This window comes from Amycolatopsis sp. N2S4-7 (genome assembly GCF_058119595.1).
In genome coordinates, this window is sequence record NZ_CP172299.1 from 6052521 (window position 1) to 6076524 (window position 24004).

General features: G+C 70.8%; 22 protein-coding genes. 11 read left to right on the top strand and 11 right to left on the bottom strand.

The window, feature by feature from the left end; genetic code table 11:
- The first annotated feature begins 62 nt into the window (after positions 1–62).
- The 3 genes from ACH54P_RS28485 to ACH54P_RS28495 all read left to right on the top strand — a co-directional run bounded on the left by ACH54P_RS28485 (position 63) and on the right by ACH54P_RS28495 (position 2116).
- Entirely contained in the window at positions 63–683 is a 621-nt protein-coding gene (locus ACH54P_RS28485) for a macro domain-containing protein (protein ID WP_489906409.1), read from the top strand.
- Between the two features lie 116 nt (positions 684–799).
- Positions 800–1732 (top strand): type I pantothenate kinase, encoded by a 933-nt coding sequence (coaA, locus tag ACH54P_RS28490; protein WP_489906410.1) that lies wholly within the window; start codon positions 800–802, stop codon positions 1730–1732.
- Between the two features lie 228 nt (positions 1733–1960).
- A complete protein-coding gene (locus tag ACH54P_RS28495; RefSeq protein ID WP_489906411.1) occupies positions 1961–2116 on the top strand; it encodes a hypothetical protein in 156 nt (51 codons plus the stop codon).
- Positions 2117–2119: 3 nt separating this feature from the next.
- Here ACH54P_RS28495 and ACH54P_RS28500 read toward each other — a convergent pair whose 3' ends face one another.
- The 3 genes from ACH54P_RS28500 to ACH54P_RS28510 form a co-directional block, all read right to left on the bottom strand.
- Entirely contained in the window at positions 2120–3628 is a 1509-nt protein-coding gene (locus ACH54P_RS28500; protein WP_489906412.1) for a hypothetical protein, read from the bottom strand.
- Positions 3629–3875: 247 nt separating this feature from the next.
- Complete coding sequence (locus ACH54P_RS28505) at positions 3876–5216, bottom strand: hypothetical protein (RefSeq protein WP_489906413.1); 1341 nt, start codon at positions 5214–5216, stop codon at positions 3876–3878.
- Between the two features lie 88 nt (positions 5217–5304).
- Positions 5305–6225: a nitrate- and nitrite sensing domain-containing protein gene (locus tag ACH54P_RS28510; RefSeq protein ID WP_489906414.1), complete on the bottom strand. Its 921-nt coding sequence runs from the start codon at positions 6223–6225 to the stop codon at positions 5305–5307.
- A gap of 135 nt (positions 6226–6360) precedes the next feature.
- On the opposite strand from ACH54P_RS28510, the gene ACH54P_RS28515 reads away from it, so the two are divergent.
- On the top strand, positions 6361–6678 hold the full coding sequence (locus ACH54P_RS28515) for a nucleotide pyrophosphohydrolase (protein ID WP_489906415.1): 318 nt from the start codon (positions 6361–6363) through the stop codon (positions 6676–6678).
- On the opposite strand, the gene ACH54P_RS28520 is transcribed toward ACH54P_RS28515, so the two are convergent.
- Positions 6675–6992, bottom strand: a complete 318-nt coding sequence (locus ACH54P_RS28520; protein ID WP_489906416.1) for a DUF3024 domain-containing protein — start codon at positions 6990–6992, stop codon at positions 6675–6677. The genes ACH54P_RS28515 and ACH54P_RS28520 overlap by 4 nt on opposite strands.
- 23 nt (positions 6993–7015) lie before the next feature.
- Positions 7016–7567, bottom strand: coding sequence for a P-loop nucleotide/nucleoside kinase family protein (locus tag ACH54P_RS28525; protein ID WP_489906417.1), 552 nt, complete (start codon positions 7565–7567; stop codon positions 7016–7018).
- A gap of 97 nt (positions 7568–7664) precedes the next feature.
- Between ACH54P_RS28525 and ACH54P_RS28530 the strand changes: the two genes are divergently transcribed.
- From ACH54P_RS28530 to ACH54P_RS28555, 6 genes are all read left to right on the top strand, one after another.
- Positions 7665–8111, top strand: a complete 447-nt coding sequence (locus ACH54P_RS28530) for a Crp/Fnr family transcriptional regulator (RefSeq protein ID WP_489906418.1) — start codon at positions 7665–7667, stop codon at positions 8109–8111.
- Positions 8108–8335 (top strand): helix-turn-helix domain-containing protein, encoded by a 228-nt coding sequence (locus ACH54P_RS28535; RefSeq protein ID WP_489906419.1) that lies wholly within the window; start codon positions 8108–8110, stop codon positions 8333–8335. Before ACH54P_RS28530 ends, ACH54P_RS28535 begins: the two co-directional genes overlap by 4 nt.
- A gap of 127 nt (positions 8336–8462) precedes the next feature.
- The gene (locus ACH54P_RS28540) at positions 8463–9188 is read left to right on the top strand and encodes a hypothetical protein (protein WP_489906420.1); all 726 of its coding nucleotides are present in this window, start codon (positions 8463–8465) and stop codon (positions 9186–9188) included.
- Positions 9185–11170, top strand: coding sequence for a hypothetical protein (locus tag ACH54P_RS28545; protein ID WP_489906421.1), 1986 nt, complete (start codon positions 9185–9187; stop codon positions 11168–11170). Before ACH54P_RS28540 ends, ACH54P_RS28545 begins: the two co-directional genes overlap by 4 nt.
- Positions 11163–12128, top strand: a complete 966-nt coding sequence (locus tag ACH54P_RS28550) for a hypothetical protein (protein WP_489906422.1) — start codon at positions 11163–11165, stop codon at positions 12126–12128. Before ACH54P_RS28545 ends, ACH54P_RS28550 begins: the two co-directional genes overlap by 8 nt.
- A 38-nt stretch (positions 12129–12166) precedes the next feature.
- Positions 12167–14464, top strand: coding sequence for a helicase-associated domain-containing protein (locus tag ACH54P_RS28555; protein WP_489906423.1), 2298 nt, complete (start codon positions 12167–12169; stop codon positions 14462–14464).
- Here the strand turns inward: ACH54P_RS28555 and ACH54P_RS28560 are convergent.
- Both ACH54P_RS28560 and ACH54P_RS28565 read right to left on the bottom strand, forming a co-directional pair.
- On the bottom strand, positions 14434–15084 hold the full coding sequence (locus tag ACH54P_RS28560) for a class F sortase (protein ID WP_489906424.1): 651 nt from the start codon (positions 15082–15084) through the stop codon (positions 14434–14436). The two genes, ACH54P_RS28555 and ACH54P_RS28560, sit on opposite strands and share 31 nt — an antisense overlap.
- A complete protein-coding gene (locus ACH54P_RS28565; RefSeq protein ID WP_489906425.1) occupies positions 15081–15569 on the bottom strand; it encodes an excalibur calcium-binding domain-containing protein in 489 nt (162 codons plus the stop codon). Before ACH54P_RS28565 ends, ACH54P_RS28560 begins: the two co-directional genes overlap by 4 nt.
- Positions 15570–15865: 296 nt before the next feature.
- On the opposite strand from ACH54P_RS28565, the gene ACH54P_RS28570 reads away from it, so the two are divergent.
- Complete coding sequence (locus ACH54P_RS28570; RefSeq protein ID WP_489906426.1) at positions 15866–16492, top strand: response regulator; 627 nt, start codon at positions 15866–15868, stop codon at positions 16490–16492.
- Between the two features lie 215 nt (positions 16493–16707).
- Here ACH54P_RS28570 and ACH54P_RS28575 read toward each other — a convergent pair whose 3' ends face one another.
- From ACH54P_RS28575 to ACH54P_RS28590, 4 genes are all read right to left on the bottom strand, one after another.
- A complete protein-coding gene (locus tag ACH54P_RS28575; protein ID WP_489906427.1) occupies positions 16708–18027 on the bottom strand; it encodes a GAF domain-containing sensor histidine kinase in 1320 nt (439 codons plus the stop codon).
- A gap of 59 nt (positions 18028–18086) precedes the next feature.
- Positions 18087–21305 (bottom strand): thiol reductant ABC exporter subunit CydD, encoded by a 3219-nt coding sequence (gene cydD / locus ACH54P_RS28580; RefSeq protein WP_489906428.1) that lies wholly within the window; start codon positions 21303–21305, stop codon positions 18087–18089.
- Positions 21302–22309 (bottom strand): cytochrome d ubiquinol oxidase subunit II, encoded by a 1008-nt coding sequence (gene cydB / locus ACH54P_RS28585; RefSeq protein ID WP_489906429.1) that lies wholly within the window; start codon positions 22307–22309, stop codon positions 21302–21304. Before cydB ends, cydD begins: the two co-directional genes overlap by 4 nt.
- Before the next feature lie 163 nt (positions 22310–22472).
- A complete protein-coding gene (locus tag ACH54P_RS28590) occupies positions 22473–23948 on the bottom strand; it encodes a cytochrome ubiquinol oxidase subunit I (protein WP_489906430.1) in 1476 nt (491 codons plus the stop codon).
- Positions 23949–24004 lie beyond the last annotated feature (56 nt).

The following is a 24004-nucleotide window of genomic DNA, read 5'->3' on the forward strand; positions in this document are numbered from 1 at the left end:
ACTCGGACAGCCGGTACGGGAACCGGTTACGCCGGGTGGCTTTTTTTGCGATGCTTAGGGGTGTGACCGCCGACTCGGGCACGCACACCGGCCGTGAGGGCACCCACCCGCCGGTCTCCCCTCGCACACCGGAGCTGGTGCTGTGCGCCGTCGATGAACCACTCGCCACCGCCTGGACAGCCGCCGCCGAAAAGCTGGCCGGCCGGGTCCGGGTGCACCGCGGGTCGGTGCTCGACGTCGTCGCCCAGGCCGTGGTCAGCCCGGCCAACTCCTACGGCTGGATGCGCGGCGGCATCGACGCCGTCTACGCGCGGGCGTTCCCCGGCGTCGAGCAGAGCGTCCGCAGCGCCGTCCTGGCGTTTCACGGCGGTGAGCTACCGATCGGCGAGGCCGTGATCGTCCCGACCGGCGAAGCCGAACCGGCGTGGCTCATCAGCGCGCCGACCATGCGGGAGCCCGGCGAGCAGCTGCCCGCCGACACCGTGCACCCCTACCTCGCGGCCCGCGCGGTGTTCCTCCAGTGGCGCGACGGCCGGCTCGACCACGGCCCGGTGCGGGAGTTCGTCGAGACGATCGCGATGCCGGGGCTCGGCACCGGCGTCGGCGGCGTCGACCCCGCCACGTGCGCCCGCCAGGTCGCGGCGGCCTGGGACGAGGTCTTCGGGAACCGTCACGCTCGGTGATCCCCCGAAAGTCAGGGGGTGGACTACATCACAGGGCGTTCACCAGCCGTAAGCCCTACCGTTAATCACGCAGGTGAAACGTCCGCCAGTGCAGGCGACGGCCGGAGGAGTGTGCGATGACCCGGGTCCGCGAACTCAGCCCGTATGTCGAGCTGCACCGGGAACAATGGAAAGAACTGCGAAGTTCGACGCCGTTGCCGTTGACGGCGGCGGAGCTGCAGCGGCTGCGCGGTCTCGGCGAGCAGGTCGACCTGGCCGAGGTGGCCGACGTCTACCTCCCCCTTTCCCGCCTGATCAACCTGCAGGTCGCCGCGCGCCAGCGGCTCTACGAGGCGACGACGACGTTCCTCGGCGAGGACTGTCGCGGCACGAAGGTCCCGTACGTGATCGGCATCGCCGGGAGCGTGGCGGTCGGCAAGTCGACCACCGCCCGCATCCTGCGCACACTGCTCGCCCGCTGGCCGGACCACCCCCGCGTCGACCTGGTCACCACCGACGGGTTCCTGCACCCGCGCGCCGAGCTGATGCGCCGCGGGATCATGCACCGCAAGGGCTTCCCGGAGAGCTACGACCGCCGTGCGCTGCTGCGGTTCGTCACCGAGGTCAAGTCGGGCGCCGAGCGCGTCACCGCGCCGGTGTACTCGCACCTGGCCTACGACATCCTGCCCGGTCAGGAGCAGGTCGTGCAGCAGCCCGACATCCTCATCCTCGAGGGCCTGAACGTGCTGCAGCCGGGGCCACGGCTGATGGTGTCCGACCTCTTCGACTTCTCCATCTACGTCGACGCGCACACCGACGACATCCAGCGCTGGTACATCGAGCGCTTCCTGGAGCTGCGGCACACGGCGTTCGCGGACCCGGCGTCGCACTTCCACCACTTCGCCGGCCTGCCCGACGACGAGGCCCGCGCCGAGGCGCGGCACCTGTGGCGGTCCATCAACGAGCCGAACCTGATGGAGAACATCAAGCCGACGCGGCCGCGGGCGACGCTCGTGCTCCGCAAGGACGCCGACCACACCATCAACCGGGTCCGGCTCCGCAAACTCTGATCCGTCGGATCGGTGACGCGGTCCGTCACCCATATGCCGCGCATTCGCACGCTGTGCGAGTGCGCGGCCACGATTCGTCGCGGGCTTGCGACTCTCCGCGCCGGAATCCGGCCGATCGGCCGAGGCGGGCCGTTCAGCCGTAACCGGTTGGCCGATACCCCCGGCCGCTCGTGAAAGCGACCCTGAAGGAGTCAGGAAAACGGCTCTGAGCTGGGGAGGAGGCCCACGATGTTCACGATGATCCTCACGTGGGTCGGTGCGGTGCTCGGTCTGGCCTTGCTGATCGCGATGGCCGCGGGAACCTTCGTCGTCGACTTCGACGACCGGCTGCAGGAGCGCCGCCGCAAGGAGAAGCCCGCCGAACCGGCCAACCCCCTCACCTAGCCGTCAGAGTTCGGCCAGCGCCTCGAGGTACCCGTCGGCGTCGTATTCGAGCGTTTCCGTGTCCAGCAGGCTGCCTTCCAGTGCGTCGATCAGCTGCTCGAAGATCTCGTCGCGGTCGAGCTCGCCCTCCTGCAGGCGCTGGACGGCCAGCCAGACCTCGGCGGGCTCGTCGTCCCACAGCTGGTCGACGATCGTCGCCCGCAGCACCAGCCGCTGCTCTTCCTCGTCTTCGTCCGCTTCGGCGATGACTAGCGCCCGGCGCTGGTCGACGTCGGTCGGGTCGAGGTCGACCTCTTCCTCGTCGATTTCCGTGGTCAGCGACGGCACGGCGAACATCCGGCGCTCCAGCGCGTCCGCCAGCTCGGTCGGCGACAGGTCGCCGACGTCGCCGAAGTAGCGCTCGAGCGGCGAGTCGTCTTCGTCGGTGTACTCGCTCAGGTAGTCCGCGACGGCCTCGTCGAGCGCGGCGACGGCGGTCTCGGACAGCCCGGCCCGCTCCGCCGTCCACTGCACCCAGGCCAGCACGACCGGCTCCACGGCGTCCTCGTGGTCGGCGTCGAGCTCGTACTCCTCGCCCAGCAGGCCCTCGAGGAACCGCGCGACCTTCTCCGGGCCGATGCGCAGCGGGTTACCGGGGTCGGTGCGCAGCCCGTGCTCCAGCAGCAGGCCGCCGATCGCGCGGGCGGCACCGGCGTCCTCGCCGCTCGCCGCGACGAACTGCTCGACGACCGCGGCGCGCTCGTCGTCGGACCACGCGGCCACCTCGGGCACGAGCGCGGGCTCCGGCAGCGCGCGGCACCAGGTGAGGGCGACGGCGTGGAAGCGGGCGTAGTCCTCGCTGACGTCGGCCTCGTCGAGGTGGTCGGTCGCCGCGAGGCCGTCCGCGATCAGGCGGTGCGCCTCGGCGGGGTCGACGGCCTCCAGCAGGACCAGCTCCGGGTCGGCGTCGGCCTGCTCCCGCATCTCCCGGAGGACGTCGCCGGGCTGCTCGATCACGACGAGGTCCCGCACCCGGCCGGCCTCGGTGAAGTCGAGCAGCGCGAGCAGGCCGTACGCCTGGTCGCCGTGGGAGAAGACGCAGAGCAGGGACGTCTCGTCGCCGTAGACGTCGCCGGTCCGCCAGCACTCGCCGGCGGTGACGCGGCCGAGGCCGGCGGCCCAGGCGGGCGCGGGGATGCCGCGGCCGAGGACGACCTGCAGGCCGTCGTCGGCGGCCTTGCGCTCGACGTCGGTCTCCGCGACGACCTTCAGCGCGGCCAGCAGCGCGGCCGCGCCCGGGGTGATCTTGCGCTGCGCGAAGGCGATCAGTTCGAGGCCGAGCGGTTCTTCGCCGTCCTCGACGGGCACGTCGTGGAACTGGCCGAGCACCTCGGAAGCGAGCAGTTCGACGTCGACCGGCGCGGGGTCGGCGCCCAGCGCCGAGAAGTCGTTCAGGATTTCCTTGAACAAGCCGGTCACGCTGTGGGTGACGGGCTGGGGGGCCTTCTTGCGGGCGCGACTGACCGGGCTCATGGGCCTATGTTTTCACCTGCCCGGCTGCTTGCGGGGGTCCGGGTGGCGGAGCCCCGGCCCGGGGCGAAGCCCCGGATGTCACAGGGCCGGTCGCGGTGGCCCTGGCGCGGGTCCCGCCGGCTGCTCGACGGGGAGGCGCCGAGCCGGACGGCGGAACAGGGCCACCGCGACGTCGCTGGCCAGAGCGGGTGACCGCCTTGGCGGGCTTGCGGTGCCCCGGTGCACGTGTAACACCGGTTCACCCCGGTCAACGAGGGGGGCGCGGCGAGGTTACGGCCTTGGGCAGGGCGATGCGGGCCGTGCGGATTTCCGTGATCAGGCGGGTTTTCCGGCGGTGGGTTTCCACCAGGGCAGCCAGGTAAGCGGTGAATTCGTCCGGGGTTTCGGCGCGTTTGTGCAAGGTGCGCAACAGCTTCAGCCGACGCGCGGCCTCGGCGTAGGCCTGCGGGTCCTTGCGCTCGATGAGCTCTTCGACCTCTTCGCGGAAGACCGGGATCGTCTCGGCCGGGTGCTCGGCCGCCCGCTGCTCGGCCAGCTCGAGCCGGAGCCGCGGCGACCCGCCGAACCGGACGCACGCGCGCCAGGCCTCGTCGGGACGGCCGTCGTCGAGCAGCACGCGGGCCAGTTCGTCGGCCTGCTCGACGCCGTCCGCCGCCAGTTCGCGCAGCCGGGCCAGCGCGGCCCGCCGTTGCGTCGTCCACTTCCCCGCGGCCTGCGCCGCCTCACGCAGCGCCGCGTACGTTTCGCGGTCCGGGCGGGCGTCGAAGTCCTTGCGTCGCCGGGAAACCTCGTCGTCCTCGGGCGGCGGCTCAGGGGCAGGCGCGTGGCCGTTCTTGTCGTGGGTGAGCGCGCGGGCGGCGTGCGCGATGGCCTCGCTGTGCCGCCCGGCGGCCCGCAGGACCCGGACGATCTTGAGGCTGACGTCGCGCCGCGGCGGCTTGGCCGACAGGATCGCGACCAGCTCGTCGACGTCGCCGAGCACCTCGGCCAGCTGCTCGCGGAGCCGTTCGGCCACGTCACGGCGGTGGCCGGCCTCGCTCGCCGAAAGCACGTCGTCCACTGTGGACTTGATCCGGCGGAGCCCGGTCTCGCCCAGCGCCGTCGCGAACTCGGCGAGGTCGATGACCGGACGGCCGGGCCCGTCGAACTCGACTTCGAGGATCCAGTCCGCCAGCTTCTCCGGGTCCGGCGGCCGGGCGGCGCACGCGCGGGCGTACAGCTCCACGGCCCGGTCGAGCCGGTCGCCGAGGTCGCCGGCGTGGTCGCCGGACTGTTCCAGCACTTCGCTGATGTCATCGACCGTGCGGCGGGCGAGCGGGGCCAGGTCGGCGCGGCTGCCGGCGTCGAGCATCCGCTGCAGCGTGTCGAGGACCGCCCCGACCTTCGCGGCGTACTCGCCGTTTTCGTCGGTGACCGCGGTGTCCAGCAGCCGGTGCGCCTCGGTGACGTCACCGGATTGGGTGGCGGCACGGAGTTCGAGTGAATGACGCAACTCAGGGTCACGCTCGGCCTGGGCGTGCAGCAGGTCCACCAGCGTCTCCGCGTCCAAAGTGCGCAGGTAGGGGCGAAGATCCGAGACGGGACTCACGCGCACCAGTCTGCCCCACCCCGCCGAACGCGCGTGTGGGCCAACCGCGTGCTCTTTTCGGAGTAATCCATGACGTTCCGTGAACGGCTCATCGACGTCGCAAGTCGTCGAGCACGGCTTTCAGCGGCCACGGTTCCGGCACCCGGGGTCTTCGTGACCGTGCGTGCCGGGGTTGCGGGATGGCCGCGCGGAGCGTCGGCACCATGATCGGGACGACCGGCACCGGGACCCGCGCGACCAGCCGCCGAACGACGACCAGCAGCAGCGCGGCGAACAGCAGGAGCGCCGTCCCCGCGGCGAGCGCGCCGCCGAGGGTGCGGCGGCCGTCGTCGAGGGTGAGCTGCACGGCGTACTGGCTCTGCTGGGAGTACAGCCGGCCGAGCTGCTCGGAGACGGTGTACGCGGCGCTGCGCCACGTGGAGCCGGGGACGGGCAGCGGTTCGGCGGCGGCGAGCGCGTCCTCGACGGCGGCGAGCCTGCTCCAGTCGGCGCTTCGCGTGATCGACTCGTACGCCGTCCGGCCACTGTCGGTGAGCTGCGGGCCGACCCGGGCCAGTTCGGCCCGGTAGGCGGCCACGGCGGCGGCGAACGACGGCCGCGTCACGCTGTCGAGCCCGACGAGGGCGAGGGAATCGGCGCGGTACATGCCTTCGGCGACGGAAAGCAGCTCGACGGCGGTCAGCTGCTGGTAGCCGGATTCGGCGTCCGGGGCGCGACGCGCGTAGTCGCGGAGGCCGGCGATGGCGGTGTCGATCCGCTGGGTGAAATCGGCGTACGCGGACGTCCGCCGGTCGGGCGAGGCCATCGCGTCGCTCCGCTGGCTCTGCAGGGCGACCACGGCACGGGCCGTCCGATCCGCGGCGCCCGCCGTCTCCAGCGCGAGGTCGCGCGTGCGAAGGGCTTGGTGCACCAGCAAAGTGGCGATCACCAAGGCGACGACGACGAGCGCTCCGCCGGGGATGAACGCGATGCACAGCATGCGGCCGCGGACGGATCGCAGGTACTTCAAGACGTTCCTTTCCCAGCCTCAAGTCCCCGCAAGCATCCCGACAAAGTTCAACCTATTGAGTGAGAGATTCACCGGTCAACGCCAGTCCGCCATACGGCCGTTAGCGCACCGTGACCACCGGGGACAATCGGCGCCGTGACCTTCGACGACGTGACCCAGCGCCTCCGCGGCTTCGCGGCGGCCCGCTCCTGGGAGCCGTACCACACCCCGAAGAACCTCGTGATGGCGCTTTCCGGCGAGGTCGGCGAGCTGACCTCGCTCTTCCAGTGGCTCACGCCGGAGGAGTCCGACGCGTGGCGCGAGGACCCCGACCTGGAGGCGAAGGTCCTCGACGAGATCGCGGACGTCACGCTGTACCTTCTCCAGCTGGCGGACCGCCTCGGCGTCGACCTCGCCGCCGCGGCGCACGCGAAGATCGACCGGAACGAGGTCCGCTTCCCGCCGCCGGCCTAGTCCCGATCGCAGCGCCGTTCGATCTCGGCCAGCAACGGCGGCGGCGTGCTGGCGACCGGCGCGTCCTGCTGCGCCAGCCACCGGCCACCCGCGTCGGCCCACCGCACCGACCAGATGCCGAAGTCGTCGACGCGCAACTGCGCGATCTTCTGCTCCGTCCACTCCGGCCCGGCCTGCGCCCGCCGCTCGACGATGGTGACGGCCCGGCCCCGCGTCCGGCACTCGACCCGCACCCGGTCGCGCAGGTGCTCGGGCACGCGCCGGGCGCACCAGCGCTCGATCTGCCGCAGCGCGAATTCCGGGATGCCCGCCATGCCGACCAGTGAACCGGACCCGGTCACCGCGCGCGCAGGTGGGCGAGCACGGCTTCGTAGGTTTCCGCGGGCGCCCGCCCGTCGGTCGGCACCACGACGCACGCGGGCCGCTGCGGCAGGTAGGCGGTGAGCTGGTCGTGGATCCGTTCGACCACGGCAGTGCCCCCGCGTTCGGCCAGGACGTCGTCGATCCCCTTGGTCGAGGCATCCCCCGCCGCGGCGCGCTCGGCGAACCGCCGCAGGGCCACGGGCTTGCCGGCGGTGAGCAGGATTTCGCGGTACTCGGCTCCGCAGCCCGCCGCGACGCGCTCGAACGCCTCGATGTCGACGACGCGGGTGGCGAGCTGCGGCATGACGACGTCGTGCCCGGTCCGCAGGTGCGTCTCCGCCATGGCGAGGGTGAGCAGCTGCGCGGCCTTGAAGGTCTCGAAGAAGGTGTCCCGCCAGCCGCCGATGAGGCAGACGACCCGATCGGTGTCGAGGTTGAGCACCCCGGGGTGCCGCTCGGCGTAGCACCGGGCGATCGTCGACTTCCCGATCCCGGACGGCCCGTTCAAGTGGATCAGTCTCGGCACCGCATCGACGGTACCACCACCGAGTCACCACGAGGAGCAGCCAAACCACCCGTTCGGCGCCGTTGATTCACCCGGGGTGGTTGCTGAGACTGGACGGATGGACAGGGGAAACTCGGATTCTTTCGGCGCCAAGATCGGCCGCGCGGCGTTGAGTGAGTTGAGAACCAAAGGCGTTACCCGCAGATTCGGCGAAAATGATCAGTTGTTCATGGAACACGACTCGTCAGGGAGTGTCTTTCTCGTCGAATCCGGCCTGATCAAGGTGTATGTGACGGCGGGCAACGGCAAGGAGCTGATCTTGGGCATCTACGGCCGCGGCGAGCTGCTCTGCGAGCTGAGCGCGATGGACCGGTCGCCTCGTTCTGCCAGCGGCCGGGGCCGCACGGGCGGATCGGTCACGGAAATCCCCGGAGCCGAGTTCCGGGCCTTCATCGGCCGCCATCCGACAGCGATGCAACACGTGCTGAGAACAGTGCAGATCCGGCTGCACGCGCCGATCGTGAGCGGCTCTCTTATCTTTCCGACGGAGTGCGGGTACGGGTGATTCGGAAGTTCATCTACTGGGCAGACCAGTACGGTAGGGAAAGTCCCAGCGGCATCGAAATCGCCGGGTTTTCTCGGCGTGACCTCGCCCAGAGCATCGCAGCGTCGGAGAAGACGGTCGATGACGTCCTGTCGGCGCTGACCGCGGAGGGGGTCATAGCCACCGACAAGAAGTGGTTCCTCCTCCGTGACATCCGGGGGTTGCGAGCGTCCGTAGAGGCTTGAGCTTTAGGCACGCGGGAGAGGTTCTGTCTCCCGGATTTCCGGTGGTGACTCACCGTGGGCATACCGAAGACTGCCTCCACCGACGAGAAGGGGTGGCTGGATGAGTGGGATGCCCACGACTAGAGCGTTGTTCGGGTTCGACGTCATCGGGTCGTCGAGCAACGACGACGACCAGCTCGAAGAGATCAGGCAGACAGCGACCGCGTTGGTGAGCGAAGCTTTCGAGCACACCGGTGTTGACGTCGCCGCTCGGGTCAACCACTCGGGCACCGGCGACGGCTACCTGGCGGCATTTCCCGAACAGAGCCTGCCGGCTCTGATCGACGCGGCCCACTTCCTCCACGGCCGGGTGTACCTGCGCAACCGCCGGTTCGCTCCGCCGATCGGGCTCCGACTCGCCGTCCACGCCGCGCCGATCAAGGTCGTGAACGGCGACAGCTTCCAGCGTCCGATGATCGAACTCGCCCGCTTGTTGGACGCCCCGCAGGTGAAAGCCATCGTCCGGCGCCTCGGCGAGCATCGGCCCGTGACAGTAGTCACGATCCTGTCCGCACAGGCCTACAGGGTCGCGGTCCGCGCCGGCCACACAAACAGACTGCTCCCGCACGACTTCAGCCAGCTCGAAATCAGCAACAAGGAGTTCGAAGACCCCTCGTGGGTTTGGATCCCCGGCGTAGTGCTCGACAGCTCGAGCTCCACCGCCGCGAGCGGCCCCCAGCCGCATCCCGAGCTAGTCACGCCTCGCTCGGCCGAGAGCGGCCAGGTGATCAACGGCGGAGTACAAGGCACCGGGTTCATCGGCACGAACACCGGCCCCATCGTCAACAACTACCTCGGCCGGAAACGTTCATGACCGCGGCAGCCGAAATGGACCCGCCCAGTGCGACACCGTCGGATCAATACGCCCCGGAATCACCCCCGCCGGAACCAGACAAGCCCAAGGTTCTGACGAACAACGGCATCTACGCTGAGAACCTCTACACCTCCGATGAGCCGGACGAGGACAAAGAGGTTAAGACCGGCCTGGTCTACGGGCCGGTGGCGGACTCCTTGGTGGAACAGGCGGTGACCGCGTTCTGCGTTCCAGGTGGCTACGGTCAGGCAAGCCGGATTCTCGCCGAACACCGGTTGGTACTCCTGTGCGGCCGGTCGAGCGGCCGCAGCCTGGCCGGCGTACGGCTGCTGATCGATGCAAACCTGCACGATCTCAAACGGCTCGACCCGACCCAGGAAGCCCGTGAGCTGCTCGGCCTACAGCGGGTCGACGGCACCGCCGGGTACGTGTGGAACGACGTGAACGCGGACGCCTGGTGCGGCGAACTCGACTACCACGTCCTCGGCCAACTGGCCCATACCCTCATCGAACTCGATGCCTACCTGGTGGTCACTTTCGCCAATGAGGACATCGATCTCGAACGTGCTCGTCCCTACGTCGCCGAGCTCGTACCCGCCGAGCCGGCCGAGATCGTCCGGGCCCACCTGCGGGCCAACGGGTACCGAACCGACCTTCTGAAGACGTTGGACGAGGAAACCGACCTCACGGACTGTGCCCCCTGGAGAGCCTCCGAGATTGCCCGGCTGCTGGGTGCGATGGAGGATGGGCGGTTCTCGGAAGACGACATCAAGGCAACCATCCGACGACGCGGTGACGAAGACGTAGCCGCCTGGTTCGCGGACAACGAGGATGTCCCGGCTCGAGCCCTGGCGATCACCGTGGCACTGATGGAAGGGAGCGGGTACAACGACGTCGCAGCTGCGGCGAAGAAACTCGAGGACCTCCTCAGCAACCCTGAGAGCGACGAACTTTGGCCGTTTCTGCCGCCGGACCTCTTCGAGGAGACCCGCGCCGAACGGCTCCGCCGGATTCGTGCCCGGCTCCAACCTCCGAAGAGCTGGCAGCTGATCGACCGTGAACCGGTCAGGTTCTCCAGGCCGGGTTGGGGAGCGAGGCTGCTCGCCTACGCATGGAAGGAGTACGAACGCATCAGGCCGATGCTCCAGTCCTGGATGGGAGATCTGGACGACGAACTCCCCTGGATGTCCGAACGGCATGACGAAGCCATGAGCCGCTTCGGCCGGATGCTCGCGAAAGCCGCCGAACCGGATCCGTTCAGCTGGGTACGACCATGGGTGACGGGGTCGAGGTTTCAGCAGTCGGCGGCGGCGTTGATCCTGAGTGCCCTGTGCGAGAACAGCGACTACGTGCAGGGCGTGAAGAACCGGGTGAATTCGTGGTCACGACACCTGATCAACGAGAAGTTCCGCTTCACGGCAGCACTGGTCTGCCGTAACACCTTCGGGCAGTGCCACCCCGAATTCGCGTTGCACCAGCTCAGGAAACTGACGAGGAAATGTGACGGATACCTGCAGGACGAGATAGCGCGTTCGTTGAAGACGATGCTCAACGAACCCAGCAACCGTGGTCTTGTCCTCAGCACGCTGCCCGTCTGGATCCTCCACGGCGGCGCTACTCAGCAGGACATCGCCACCCGGTGCGCTATTTACGCGCTGTCACTGGAGAAAAGCAAGGCGCCACAGTTCCGCGACCGAGACGCCGTGGCAGTTCGAATCTTGTTCACAGTTCTGCTCGAGAAACCCCGCCGTCGCCGACAGGTCCTGGTCGGGCTGACCACCTGGGCCATCAGCGCCGGCGCCCACGCCGACCTGCGACGAGACGTGAGCCGAGTCCTCGAGCTATTGCTGAACGCGCCCGACGAAGTCCTCGTGCGGCGGTTCTCGTACTTCTTGCGGAAATCCTTCGATGAAGACCGCAGGGCCACCGCCCCGCTCGCCGCGTTGACCGCCGAAGTCCTGAAGGAGCTGCCCGATGAGTGAAGAAACTGAGAACGTCGCGTGGCGAGGTGTACGCCGCTGCGCCCGTCCGACTAGGAGCATTCTCCGGCACCAGTTGCGCAAGCGCGGGACCACTGTGCTCATCGCCGAGTGCGACGACGGTCGGTGGGCCTCCAGCGATCTCCATCTGGGTGCAACGACCCAGGTCCAGAAGCTCGGCGTCGGGTTGGCGAAGAGTATCCTGCGGCTGTACGAAGTCGACGTTTCCAGCAGCACTTCCACCTTCCGCAGCGTGTTCGAGACGGACCAGGAAGGGGCGATCGTCGAGGGCGTCATCACCGTCCGCTGGCGCATCACCGATCCCATCGCGCTGATCAAGCAACCGAAGGCAGACCACGTCGACACCATTCGCGCCGAAATAGAGGATATCCTCCGTCCGCTGGTGCGCAAGACCACCATCGACGAGGTCGAGAAGCTGGCGATCAAGGTCGACGAGCAACTGAAAATCATGCGTTCACTGACGGGAGGCACGATCTCTTGGGGTGAAGTCGATTCCATGTTCCGGCTTACGGGGGAGGGTTCGCTCCACCGCTACTCCCTGGAGGAGATCCGGCGAGCCCGCATCATCGACCGTGAACGCCGCGACATGGACCGGGAGCGAATCAAGTTCTACGCCGACGTGATCGATTCCGGCAAGGTTAGCCTTCTCGCGATGATGCTGAGCAATGACACGACTTCGGTCCGCGACGTGCTCAGCCAAATTCATCTGTACGACATCCCGGTCGGGCGATCCGTGCTCGACGCCGAAGATCCGTTCCGTAACGCCGTCGGCCGGATGATGAGTGAAGCCGACGACTTCGACCTTCACGAGATGCGCCTAGCCTGGCTGTCCGACCTCACCAGCCGGAGCCGCGAAAGTGAGCTCAACCGGCTGCGGGACTCGCTCGACGAGACGCTCGGCGCCGATACCAGCACGTTGAACAATGGCCGGACGCCCTAGCAGACCGTCCCGATCAGCTGGTGATCTAACCTGGGCCGATGACCACCGCCGACGAACTGCTCGGCAGGCTCGCGGGGCTCGACCGGGAAGGCCTGGCGAAGGTGCTGGCCCACCGGCCGGACGTGCTCCAGGAGCCGTGGCCGCGGCGGCTCGACGTCGTCGCCGCGCGGCTGGCGTCCGCCGAGTCCGTCAACGAGGCCCTGCTCGGGTTGTCGATGCCGCTCGTCCAGGTCGTGCGCGCCGTGCAGCTGGCTTACGCGCTGGGGCAGCGGCCCACGCCCCTCGCGGAGGTCGCGCGGCTGCTCGGCGCGGAACCGGCGACCGTCGAGTCCCTTGTGGACGAACTGGCCGAGCGGGCGCTGCTGTGGCGCGACGCCGACGCCGTCACGCTGCCGGACCTGCTGCACAAGAACAGCTTCCGCGCCGAGGGCCTCGGTCAGCCGGTCGCGAACCTGCTCGGGGAGCTCGGCACGACGCGGCTCACGCGGCTGTCGCGCACCCTCGGGCTGCCGGACACCGGACGGCCGCTGCCGGAGCTCGTGCGTTTCTTCCGTGACGGCGACCGCGTGCGAGAGGTCTTCGCCACCGCGCCCGAGGAGGCGCGGAAGTTGTTGCGGGACATGGCCGACGGCGTTCCCGAGGTCGACGGCGTGGCGTCGTTCCACACCCCGGAGGGCTGGGCGTTCGACCACGGTTTCCTGTTCGGGACCTACTACGGCAGCGCGGCCATGCCGATCGAGGTGTCGCTGGCGCTGCGCGGCCCCGACCACCGGCTGCCGTTCACGCCCGGGGAACCCGGGTACGCCGTCACCCACACCGGCAGCGAGCCGGCCGAAGCGGCGTCGTCGGCCGCGGCGCTGCGGCTGCTCGACCGCGTGTCGGCGATCCTCGACCTGGGCGCCGCGGAGCCGTTCCCGCTGCTCAAGGACGGCACGATCGGGGCGCGGCTGGTCAAGAAGATCGCCAAGGAGACGGGCGGCACCCCGGCGGAGATCGAGCTGGCCATCGACCTCGCGGCCCAGGCGGGGCTGCTGCTGGCCGACGAGCCGCCCCCGCCGCGGCGGGGGCAGAAGGCGGCGGCGCCCACGCTCGCGCCCGACCCGGACCTCGCCCGGCCCGCCCCGGCGCTGCTCTACCGCCTGCTGCTGACGACCTGGTGGGACCCGGCGCCCCCGGACTTCGAGACCGACGTCACCGCGCTGGTGCGGCGGCTGGTCGTGCGGCTGCTGGCCCGCCTCGGCCCCGGCGACGCGATCACCGGCGTCGACGAGCTGGCCCGGCTCGCCGCGTGGCACGCGCCGATGCTGCCGACCGAGGACCTCGCCGGCCACGTCCGGGACGCGCTCGCCGAGGGCGAACTGCTGGGCGTCGTCGCGCACGGCGCCGTGACCGCGGCCGGGCGTGCCCTGCTCGAACCGGCCGGGCTCGTCGAGATCACCGACGAGCTGGTCTCCCGCGCGCGGACGACGGCGTTGTTCGGCACCGACCTGACCGCGATCGTGCCGGGCTCGCCCGACGCCCGGCTCGCCGCGTCACTGGACCGCGTCGCCGACCGCGAGGCCCAGGGCACCGCGACCAGCTGGCGGTTCTCCCCCGCGTCCGTCCGGCGGGCGTTCGACCACGGCGCGACGGCGGCCGAGCTCCTCGGCGAGCTGGGCGAGATCGCGGCGGGCGAGCTGCCGCAACCGCTGGTGTACCTGGTCAACGACGTCGCGCGGCGGCACGGGGAGGCGCAGGTGGTCGACGTCGCGAGCGTCGTCGTCGGCGAACCCGCGGTGCTCGCGGAGCTGGCTGCGCACCGCAAGCTCGCCAAACTCGGGCTGCGCGCGGTGGCGCCGACCGTCCTTACGTCCACTGTGGACGCTTCCGGCACGCTCGAGGCGTTGCGCGCGGCCGGTTACGCGCCGACCCGCCACGCCGCCGACGGCAGCATCGTGCTGCCCGTCCGCGAACAGGCCGAGCCGACGGCCGCCGTCCGCGACGCCGGCCCCGGCGAACGGCCACCCGATCCCCTCGACCACGCCGAACGGCTGCTGGCGGCGCCGTCGAGCGGCCCGGCGCTGCTGCGCGGGCAGCTCGCACGGGCCATGAGCGACCGCTACGCGGGCCGGCTCACGCCGAAGCAGCAGCAGTTGTGCTGGCAGCTCGAAGCCGGGATCCCGGTGGACGTCGTGTACCGCGCGGACGGGGACGAGCCCGCCCGGCTGGTGATCGCCCACCCCGAGCTCGACGGCGACGTCCTGGACGTCTGGTCGCTCGGCGAGCGCGCCTACCGCCGGCTCGAGCTCGCGCGGATCGACCTGGCTCAAGCCTCGACGGCGGTGAGCCGCGCGTAGGCCACGACGTTGTCGAGGTAGTTGCCGCTCGACCGGTCGAACGCCCCGCCGCAGGTGATGAGCCGCAGCTCGGGCTCCACCGTGTCGCCGTACACCTGGTCCGTCGGGAACTCGGCCTTCGCGTAGCGGTCGACGCGGTAGACGGTGAAGACCGCCGTCCGGCCGTCGGCGCGGCCGACCCTGGCCTGTTCGCCGGGGCGCAGGTCCTTGAGCCGTGAGAAGGCGCCGGGCACGTGCTTGTAGTCGACGTGCGCGGCGAGCACCGCCGGGCCGGCCTCCCCTGGCGACGGCGCGCCGGTGAACCAGCCGACCGTCGTGGCGTCGCCCGGCACCTCCAGTTCGCCGTTCGGCGTCAGGCCCAGGTCCTTGATGCCCTGGGCCCGCACGCCGATCGCCGGGATGGTCAGTGACGCCGGTCTCGCCGCCGGGAGACCGCCGGTGGTCCCGGCCGCGGTGCCCGGCGCGCTCGTGGCGCTCGTGGCGGTCCTGGCGGCCGGGCTCGGCGGGGCGATCTGCTCCGGCGTCTTCGGGGAGAGGACGAGGACGAGGGCCACGGCCAGGACCACGCCGAGCGCGGCGGCGACCGCCGTGACGGCGGGCCACAGGCGCGGGTGCCTCAACTCGGACGCCGGCGCAGGTAGAGCACCATGCCGCCGGACGCCGCCGCGGCGAGCAGGGTGCCGCTGAGCACCAGGAATCCCGGGGTGTCCTCGTCCGGCTCACCGCCGCCGGTGGCCACGCCGCCGACCGGCTTCACCTTCACCTGGCCGCCCGTGGCGGGCTTTTTGGCGGCCGTCGACTTCGGCACGGTGTGCGTCGTGGTCGACGGCTTTTCGGACGTCGGCGTCGTCGTGGTGTTCTGTTGCCCGCGCTTGGGCAGCGATTCGCAGGCGATGCCGTCCTTGGGTGCGCCGTCGAGACCGTTCGGGTCGGACGGATCCTGGTTGTAAACCGCTTGCGCGTCTTCCTGGTACTTGAAGTCCTTGCAGTCCAGGTCGCCGACGAGGGGCGTCGCGAGCTGCGCGGAAGCGAAGGGGACGGGGCCGAGGAGAGCGAGCCCGGCGACGGCCGCGGCCGTCGTCAGGGCACGACGAAACAAGGACAACGGAAGTCCTTCCAGAGGAGAATCGGAGTGATTGTGTGGTTACTATCGCGGCCGCTGCGGGCCTGTTACGGACCTTTCCGGAATTTCGGAAAGGCCAGCCCCCAACGAGAACCGAGCCGTCTCGTGATTCTTCCCCATTTTCGCGGTGACCTGCGGAATCGCGCTCCCGGAATGCGTACCGGCCGGAATGTTACGCGTGCAGGATGACACGTTTGAGGTAATCGAACGCCCGTCGCCGCTGTGACGGCGCCGACCAGCCGTCACCACGGCGTCCGCACACCCCGTAACCTCGGGGTATGCCGATCCAGGTACTGCTCGTCGACAACCACGAGGTGGTCCGCCGCGGGCTGCGCGACCTCCTGAGCGACGAGCCCGACATCGAGGTCGTCGCCGAGGCGAGCAGCGTCGAAGAGGCGCTGGCGGTGGCGATGCACGTCGAACCGGAGGTCGCGGTGGTCGACGTCCGCTTGGGCGACGGCGACGGCGTCACGCTCTGCCGGGAACTGCGGTCCAAGCCGAACCCGCCGGCGTGCCTGATGCTCACGGCGTTCGACGACGAAGAGGCGATGGTCGGCGCGATCATGGCCGGGGCCGCGGGCTACCTGTTGAAGCAGGTGCGGGGGCAGGACGTGGTGAACGCGGTCCGCGAGGTGGCGGCCGGGCGGTCGCTGCTGGACCCGGTGAGCACCGCGCGGGTGCTGGACAAGATGCGGCACCCGCCGACGGACGAGCTGGCCGCGCTGACCGAGCGCGAACGGGACGTGCTGGAGCTGATCGGCCAGGGCCTGTCGAACCGCGAGATCGCCGAGCGGCTGTTCCTCGCCGAGAAGACGGTCAAGAACTACGTCACGTCCGTGCTCGCGAAGCTCGGCATGCAGCGCCGCACGCAGGCGGCCGCCTGGATCGCCCGGCGCGAGAAGTAACTCCGCGCGGTTCGCGGTGTCCGCAAGCCGCCGTTCGCTGCGTCCTTTTCGGCCGCGGTCACGGAAAGCCATCTCGATCAGGGATTTCGTCGGCAGAGATTCACTCGAACGTGAGTCGAATATATGTTCGACGAGCCGGTAAGATCTTTCTCGAGGGCGAGGAAGGGAGGCTGGATGACCCGAGAAGGATAGATCGCGCAGCAGTAATCGGTCAGTCAGTCGAGTGGAAGGTCGAACGCGACGAGCGTGCCGAGACTGGGTGAGGAGTTCAGGAAGAACTTCCCGCCCGCGGCGTCCGCGCGTTCGGCGAGATGACGCAGGCCACGGGTGGCGACACCTTGGGGAACGCCGGAACCGTTGTCCCGGACGCGGAGTTTCACGCCACCGGAGTCCCTGGTCAGTGTCACGCGGGTTTCGCTGGCTCCGGAGTGTCTGACCACATTGGACAGTGCTTCGCGCAGGGCGGCCCGGATGTGGTCGGCGCGTTCCGCGGGGATGTCGGCGAATTCGCCCGACAGCTCCAGGGTCGGCGGGTACCCGAGCAGTTCGCCGGCGATGCGGACCTCGCCGCGCGCCGACTCGGCGAGGTCGGTGGGCGTGCCGGTGTCGTGGCGAGGCTCCGGTGACCTGAGCGCGCGCACGGTGCCGCGGATCTCCTCGATGGTCTGGTCGAGCTGGTCGATCGCGTCGGACAGCCGAGCGCCGTCGGCCTGGGCGAACCGCTTGCGCATGTTGCGCCGGACCCGGTCCAGCTGCATGCCGGCGCCGTAGAGCCGCTGGACGATGACGTCGTGGAGCTCACGGGCGATGCGCTCCCGCTCTTCGTAGAGCGCGACGCGGTGGCGCGCATTGGCGCCCTCGGCGAGCGCGAGCACGACACCGGCCTGCGCGGCAAAGGCGACCAGCATCTCCACGGTCCCGGCGGAGAACGGCTCACGACCCCGCTTCCGGTAGACGGTGAGCGCACCGAGGACCCGCCCCCCAGACCCGAACGGCGCGGCGGCGAAGGGCCCATAGCCGTGGAGTTCGGCGGGCACGTAGGGCGCGGTCCGCGGATCGACGATGAAGTCATCACTGGCGACGGGTTCCCCGCCCCGAGCCACCCGCCCGGCGGCGGAATCCGCGGGGAGGGCCAGGCCGCGCAGCGACTCGCCGCTCGCGAAAGCGGCCTCGCCGGAGGTGCGATTCGGTCCGCCGGGACCGGACTCGTCAGACGGGACAGGCCGGTCGTCAGTGCCCGAGCCATCGCCGCTGTTCGCGCTACCGCCACCGCGCGGAGTCGGCGTCTCAGCGCTCCACGTGGCTCGCGTGCCGATCCCGTCGGCCTCGGGGTGGGCCGTGGCGTAGTGCGCTGCCTCCACCACGACCCGGCCGTCGTCGGCGCTCACCATTGCCAGGCCCAGGTCGGCGTCGGCGAGTTCGGCTGCTCTGGCGACGACCGTGTCCAGCACCGCGCCCGGGTCGTCGCCGGAAAGGGCGGTGCTCGTGATCTCGGTGGCGGCGGACAGTGCCCGCGCGGCAAGCGTCGGATCCATGAGTTCCGTCATTATCGCGCGGCGCGGTGGCAGCGCGGCAAGGACACCGCGGGAATCGATCACGGCACGGGCACCCGCGCGACGACCCGGCCGTCGCGGACCTCGAGGACCACGTCCGCGCCGTCGGCCTCGTCGGCGCGGTGGGTCACGTGCACCACCGTGCGGCCCGCCAGCGCCTCGCGCAGGTTCGCGCGCACGACCTGGGCCGTCGGTTCGTCGAGGTGCGCGGTCGGCTCGTCGAGCAGCACCAGCCCCGCCGACGGCGCGCCGAGCAGCGCCCGCGCCAGCGCCACGCGCTGCGCCTGGCCGCCGGACAGGCCCGTGCCGCCGCTGCCGAGCAGCGTCTCCGGCGAGACGTCGTCGAGGGCGGCCTGCCGCAGGGCCTCGCGCAGCTCGTCCTCGGTCGCGGTCGGCTGGGCGAGCCGGAGGTTCTCGCCGACCGTCGTGGCGGCGAGCATCGGCTCCTGCGGTGCCCACGCGACCCCGTCCGGGACGGCGACCACGCCCCGCCGGGGCGCGAGGAACCCCAGGAGCGCGGCGACGAGCGTCGACTTGCCGGCGCCACTCGGCCCGACGACGGCGACGTAGCTCCCCGGCGTCAGCTCGACGTCGACATCGCGCAGCACCACCGGCCCGCCGGGCCAGCCGAGATCGGCGCCCCGGAGCGAGACCACCGGTGCAGGCACCACCGCGCCCGGTTCCTCCGGGACGTCCGCGAGGCGGCGACGCGCCCGCTGCAGCGTGTCCCAGTGCTGCGCCACCGGCGGCAGCAACGCGAGAACCTCCGCCAGCGCGAGCGGCACCAGCGCCAGCAGCGGCGCCAGCACCGGTTCGAGCCGTCCCTCGGCGACCGCGGCGGCGGCGAGCGCTGTGCTGACGACCGTGGCCGCGCCGCAGACCAGCGTGACCAGGGCTTCCGCCGCGCCGGCGCCGAATGCCTGGCGACGCGCCTGCGCCACCAACCGGGTATCGGCGTCCGTGAGGGCGCGACGGTGCTCCCGAGCCCCGCCGAAGGCGAGCAACTCGGCCGCGGCTTCGAACAGGACCAAGACTCGCGAAGCCACTTCGCGACGGCCGTCCGCCAGTGCCGACGTCGCCCGGCGTTCGGCTCGCAGCGCGACCCACGGCGCGCACAGCCCGAGCGCCACCGCCACCGCGAGCGCCAGCCCGGCCGCGGGCAGGACCCACGTCTGCACGGCGATCGCCCCGGCCGCGACCAGCGCGACCACCAGCGGCGGCGACACCACCCGGGGCAGCAGGTCGCGCACGGTGTCGACGTCGGCGACCAGGCGACGCTGCCCCTCGCCCGCGCGCAGGCTCCGCGCCGGTCCGAGCCGGACCAGCGAGTTCCACAGCCGGACGCGCAGGCGGCCGGCGATGCGGAACGCGGCGTCGTGCGTGACCAGCCGCTCGACGTACCTGAGCCCGGCGCGGCCCAGCCCGAACGCGCGGACGCCGACCACCGCGACCGTCAAGGTCAGGATCGGCGGCTGCTGCGACGCCTTGGCGATGAGCCAGCCCGACGTCGCGGTCAGCGCCACCCCGGCGAGCAGCGCGACCGCACCCAGCACCGCCCCGCCGAAGAGCCTGCCGTCCAGGAGTGCGCGCCACGCCAGCGGCAGCCGCGAGGTGTCCACTGTGGACGCTTCCGCGACCGGTGTGACGTCGGAGGGCACGTCGACCGCGGCCGTGCGTTCGTGCGCCGCGATGATCGCCGCGGCGCCGTCGTCGACGGCGCGCTGCACCGCGTCGAGCACCAGCCGGGCGCTGGCTTCGTCGAGGTGCGCTGTCGGCTCGTCGAGCAGGAGCAGCCAGGCGCCGCTCCGGACGCGGTGCAACGCGCGGGCGACGGCGACGCGCTGACGTTGCCCGAGCGAAAGCTTCGCCACCGGGCGGTCCGCGAGCCCGCTCAGCCCGAGTTCGGCGAGCAAGGCCTCGGAGCCGACTTCCTCGCGGACCGTGCCCCCGGTGAACACGGGCGACTGCGGCACCCACGCGACCTGCTCGCGCCAGCGCTCGAGGTCGGCGACGGCGAGGTTCGTCGGCCCGACCGTGATCGCGCCGTCGTGCGCCGGGACGAAACCGAGCAGCGCCGAGAGCGTCGTCGACTTGCCGCCACCGCTCGGGGCGCGAAGCCAGACCGTCTCGCCGGGACGGACGGATAACGACCCGCCGTCCGGTGCGAAGCCGCCGCGTCGCGCCACCCGGAGGGAAGTCACCCGCACCTCGCCCCGCGACGGGACCGCGGTCCCCGAAGGGGGCACCGGAAGAGCCAGCAGGTCGGCGACGCGCCGGACCGCTTCGACGCCGTCCTCGCTGGCGTGGAACGCGGCGCCGACCGCACGCAGCGGCTGGTAGCACTCGGGCGCGAGGATCAGCACGCCGAGCCCGACGGCGAGCGGCAGGTGCCCGCCGACGAGCCGGACGCCGATCGCCACCGCGACCAGCGCGACCGACAGCGTCGCGATCAGTTCCAGCACGAACGCCGAGGAGAAGGCGACCTTCAACGTCTTGAGCGTCGCGCGGCGGTGGCGTTCGGACAGCCGGCGGACGGTCGCGGCCTGCGCGGTGGCGCGGCGGAACGCGGTCAGCACCGGAAGCACGCGCACGAGTTCGAGGAGCCGTTCCGACATCCGGTGCGTCGCGTCGGTCGCGCCGGCGACGCGGCCGGCGGTGTACTTGCCGACCAGGATGGCGAACATCGGCAGCAGCGGCACGGTCAGCGCGACGATCACACCGGACGGCCAGTCGGCGAACAGGATCGCCGCGCCGGCGCCGAGCGGCACGACGGCCGCCGTCACCAGGGCGGGCAGGTATTCGCGGAAGTAGGCGTCGAGCGCGTCGAGGCCGCGGGTCGTCAATGCGGTCAGCTCGCCGTGGCCGCGGCGGGCGATCCACTCGGGACCGAGGCGCAGCGCGTGGTCGACGGCTCGCGCGCGCAGCTCGCGTTGGGCGGTCGCGGCGGCGCGGGCGGAGACCGTGCGCACCGCCCAGCCGGTGAGCGCGCGCGTCGCGACGAGCGCGAGCAGCGCGGCCAGCTGGGCGGTGCGTCCCCCGGAACCTGCTCCGACGATCCCCGCGAGGACGTCCGCGAGCAGGAATGCCTGGGCCACCAGCGCGGCGGCGTGGAGGAAGGACAGGAACCCCACCAGGGCCAACGCCCGGCGCACGGCCGGCACGAGGGCCGGCAATGCGCCGAGCGGGCCCTTTCCCGGCCGCGCCGAGTCCACTGTGGACTCCGAGGCGGAAAGGGGAGCGCGCCCGGGAAGCTTGCTCATGGTGCGTGAACCGCCGGGATGTGCTGGGTGCCGATGCGCTTGCGGAACACCCAGTACGTCCAGCCCTGGTAGATCAGCACGGCCGGGGCGCCGAAGACGGCGACCCAGGTCATGACGGTCAGCGTGTACGGGCTCGACGCGGCGCCTTCGATGGTCAGCGTGTTGGCGACGTCGAGGGTCGACGGCAGCACGTTCGGGAACAGCGAGCCGAACATCGTGACGGCGGCCCCGGCGATGACGACGCCGAGCGCGGCGAACGCCTGCCCGTCGCGGTCGGCGCGCAGCCGCAGCCAGGCGACCGCCGCGGCGACGGCGCTGACGCCGAACGCGAGCAGCGTCCACAGCGTCCCGGCGCGCCACTGGACGACCGAGAGGAACGCGACCATCGGCACCATGGCGGCCGGCAGCAGCCTCAGCGCCAGGGTGCGCGCGCGTTCCCGCAGGTCACCGCTGGTCTTGAGGGCGAGGAACGCGGCGCCGTGGGTGATCGAGAAGGAGGCGATCGCGACCGCGCCGAGCAGGGTGTCCCAGCGGAAGGCGGCGAACGCGGAGCCGGCGCGGTTGCCCTCGGCGTCGAGCGGCAGGCCGAGGACGGTGGTCGCGAGGATGAGGCCGACGCCCAGCGGCGGGATCCACGAGCCGGCCATGATGACGCGGTCCCAGGTGCGCCGCCAGCGGTCGGAGTCGACCTTGCCGCGGTATTCGAAGGCGACGCCGCGGCCGATGAGGGCGAGCAGCACGAGCAGGAGCGGCAGGTAGGCGGCGGAGAACAGGCTGGCGTACCAGCCGGGGAAGGCCGCGAACATGGCGCCGCCGGCGACGATGATCCAGACCTCGTTGCCGTCCCAGACGGGCCCGATGGTGTTGACCATGACGCGGCGCTCGGTGTTGTCGCGTCCGAGGACGGGCAGCAGCATGCCGACGCCGAAGTCGAAGCCTTCGAGGAAGAGGTAGCCGAGCCAGAAGAAGGCGATGACGACGAACCAGACGGTTTCGAGGGTCATCGGGCACCTCCGGCCGACCGGTGGCCGTGAGTTATCCACAGTGGGTCGAGTTGTCCACAGATTTGCTGTGGGTAACCCGGGAGAGTGACCGAGCCGATACACTGGGTTCGGGGACGCCCCCCGGGAAGGGTGGGGGCTGGCTTGGAGTCCATTGCCTGGCTCCTCAGTAGGCGAAGGCGAGGGTGTCCTCGCCCGGTTTGTCGGCGTCCTTCGGCTTCTCCGGGGGCATCACCGCGTCGACGCCGCCGCGGATGTACTTGCGCATCAGGTACAGCTCGACCACGCCGAGGGCCGCGTACACCGTGGTCAGGGCGATGAGCGACGTCCACACCTCGCCGGTCGTCACGTGGGAGACCGCCTGGGCCGTGAACATCCACACGCCGTCGACGCCGGTCGGGTTGGGCGCCACCACGAACGGCTGACGGCCCATCTCCGTGAAGATCCAGCCCGCGCTGTTGCCGAGGAACGGCGTCGCGATGCCGCCGAGGACCAGCAGCGGGAACCAGCGGCCGCGCGGAATCCTGTCCCGGCGGGTCAGCCACAGGGCCAGCAGGCCGATGCCCGCCGACACCGCGCCGAAGCCGATCATCATGCGGAAGCCCCAGTACGTCACCGGGAGGTTCGGCACGTAGTCGATCGGCTTGCCCGCCAGCGAGCCCAGCGCCGGGTCGTCCGGGTAGTTCGTCCCGTACTTCGCCTGGTACTCGGTGATCAGGTCCTCGACGCCCTTGACCTCGGTCTTGAAGTCGTTGTGCGCCAGGAACGACAGCAGCGCCGGCACGTTGAACGTCTTGACGTCCTCGCAGTTCGCGCCGGCGACGTCGCCGATCGCGATGATCGAGAAGCTCGCGGGCTTTTCCGTGTGGCACAGCGCTTCCGCCGACGCCATCTTCATCGGCTGCTGCTCGAACATCAGCTTGCCCTGCGTGTCGCCGGTGATCGCGAGGACCGCGAACGCCGCGATGCCGACCCAGCCGCCGAGGCGCAGCGACGACCGCCACACCTCGGCGTGGTCGCCGCGCCGCCACAGGTGCCAGCCCGCGACACCGACCAGGAAGGCCGCCGCCACCGAGAACGCGCCGGCGAGCGTGTGCGGGATCGCGGCCAGCGCCGTGTTGTTCGTCAGCACCGCCCAGATCGAGTTCATGGTCGGCTTGCCGTTCTCGAACGTCACGCCCACCGGGTGCTGCATCCACGAGTTCGCGGCCAGGATGAAGTACGCCGAAGCCATCGTGGCCAGCGAAAACGCCCAGGCGCACGCCAGGTGCACCTTCTTCGGCAGCCGGTCCCAGCCGAAGATCCAGAGGCCGAGGAAGGTCGACTCGACGAAGAACGCGACGAGTCCTTCCATCGCGAGCGGCGCACCGAAGACGTCGCCGACGAAGCGGGAGTAGGCGCTCCAGTTCATCCCGAACTGGAACTCCTGCACGATCCCGGTCACCACGCCCATGGCGAAGTTGACCAGCAGCAGCTTGCCCCAGAACTTGGTCATCTTCAGGTGCCGCAGCTCGCCGGTGCGGACCCAGCGGGTCTGCATCGCCGCGACCAGGATCGACAGCCCGATGGTCAGCGGGACCATCAGGAAGTGGTAGACGGTGGTGATGCCGAACTGCCACCGCGCTAGCTCCAGGACCTCCACGTGGTCCAGCGTGCTCCGGGGCCGGGTGCCCAGCCAGATCAACTGGTCCCGTCCGG

Excerpts from the sequence above, each read along its gene's own strand:
- coaA (WP_489906410.1), top strand. The coding sequence starts at position 800 with ATGACCCGGGTCCGCGAACTCAGCCCGTATGTCGAGCTGCACCGGGAA.
- ACH54P_RS28495 (WP_489906411.1), top strand. The coding sequence starts at position 1,961 with ATGTTCACGATGATCCTCACGTGGGTCGGTGCGGTGCTCGGTCTGGCC.
- ACH54P_RS28500 (WP_489906412.1), bottom strand. The coding sequence starts at position 3,628 with ATGAGCCCGGTCAGTCGCGCCCGCAAGAAGGCCCCCCAGCCCGTCACC.
- ACH54P_RS28520 (WP_489906416.1), bottom strand. The coding sequence starts at position 6,992 with ATGGCGGGCATCCCGGAATTCGCGCTGCGGCAGATCGAGCGCTGGTGC.
- ACH54P_RS28530 (WP_489906418.1), top strand. The coding sequence starts at position 7,665 with ATGGACAGGGGAAACTCGGATTCTTTCGGCGCCAAGATCGGCCGCGCG.
- ACH54P_RS28545 (WP_489906421.1), top strand. The coding sequence starts at position 9,185 with ATGACCGCGGCAGCCGAAATGGACCCGCCCAGTGCGACACCGTCGGAT.
- ACH54P_RS28550 (WP_489906422.1), top strand. The coding sequence starts at position 11,163 with ATGAGTGAAGAAACTGAGAACGTCGCGTGGCGAGGTGTACGCCGCTGC.
- ACH54P_RS28555 (WP_489906423.1), top strand. The coding sequence starts at position 12,167 with ATGACCACCGCCGACGAACTGCTCGGCAGGCTCGCGGGGCTCGACCGG.
- ACH54P_RS28570 (WP_489906426.1), top strand. The coding sequence starts at position 15,866 with ATGCCGATCCAGGTACTGCTCGTCGACAACCACGAGGTGGTCCGCCGC.
- ACH54P_RS28575 (WP_489906427.1), bottom strand. The coding sequence starts at position 18,027 with ATGGATCCGACGCTTGCCGCGCGGGCACTGTCCGCCGCCACCGAGATC.
- cydD (WP_489906428.1), bottom strand. The coding sequence starts at position 21,305 with ATGAGCAAGCTTCCCGGGCGCGCTCCCCTTTCCGCCTCGGAGTCCACA.
- cydB (WP_489906429.1), bottom strand. The coding sequence starts at position 22,309 with ATGACCCTCGAAACCGTCTGGTTCGTCGTCATCGCCTTCTTCTGGCTC.